General features: G+C 36.6%; 2 protein-coding genes. Both read right to left on the bottom strand.

All coding sequences use genetic code 11. The features are described from left to right. The coding region (locus AC3LHT_RS10240) for a hypothetical protein (RefSeq protein ID WP_488662820.1) at positions 1 to 456 on the bottom strand (456 nt) is incomplete at its 3' end. A 60-nt stretch (positions 457 to 516) separates the two neighbouring features. Continuing rightward, positions 517 to 838 (bottom strand): tetratricopeptide repeat protein (locus AC3LHT_RS10235; RefSeq protein WP_488662819.1); only part of this gene is annotated, 322 nt, incomplete at its 5' end.

Below are 838 nucleotides of genomic sequence, written 5' to 3'. Positions count from 1 at the left end.
TCCAATTAAAAAGTTAGACACTTCCTTCGGTAAAATAAATGCTGCTCTTATGTTTAGTTCACCTTTTTTAAACGTAAATGATACTCTCTCATCAGGAAACCACCAATTCACAACTTCCATGGTAACAGCAGCTGAATTTGCGAATTTTATTAAATCCGAATTCATATTATAAATTGCTGTAAAATCAGAACCTGCTATGCTAAGACGACAAGTATGATTTAAATTGCCCTTAAAATGGACGGCGACAAGTTTTTCTCCAGGCTCTGCTGATATAATTCTTTTTAATCCTGCAACTTTACTACTAATGGAACTTATAACTTCCACTTTAGTAACTTCCAAATTTAATTGAGCCAAATCGACAAGCCAGGGAGGATCTTTTTGATTGCCAACTTGACTGTTTAACTTATTCATCGAAAGGAAAACAATAGCAAGGAACAACAGTTTTGTGCAGCTCATTTTAGGACCTCCCTTTTTCCACCTTCAACTGAAGCGTGACAGATTTGCCAGCGCGAACCATTACATAATTGCATCAAGGTTTCTTTTAATTCTCGATTTTTCATAATACCCATAAGGAGCCAAGTTGTATGCTTTCTCCAAAGTCTCAATCGCTTCTTTCCTTTGCCCAAGTCGGTATTCGGAAACTCCTATTGACATCAAAACTAATGGATCTTGTGGATTTTTAGCAAACGCCTTTTTGTATAGTTTTAATGCTTTTTTAGGTTTTGACTCTGCAATACTATCCGCCTCTTTCATAAATTTTGCTGATTCGAGAGCATGTCGAAGCTCTTCTTTTGAGGGAGTGAAAGATATAGTCTCACCTGGGAAACTATTGTGATCG

The organism is Kosmotoga sp., from assembly GCF_982836095.1.
The sequence above is the reverse complement of the archived record's forward strand: the minus strand, read 5'-3'. Positions and strand labels throughout refer to the sequence as shown.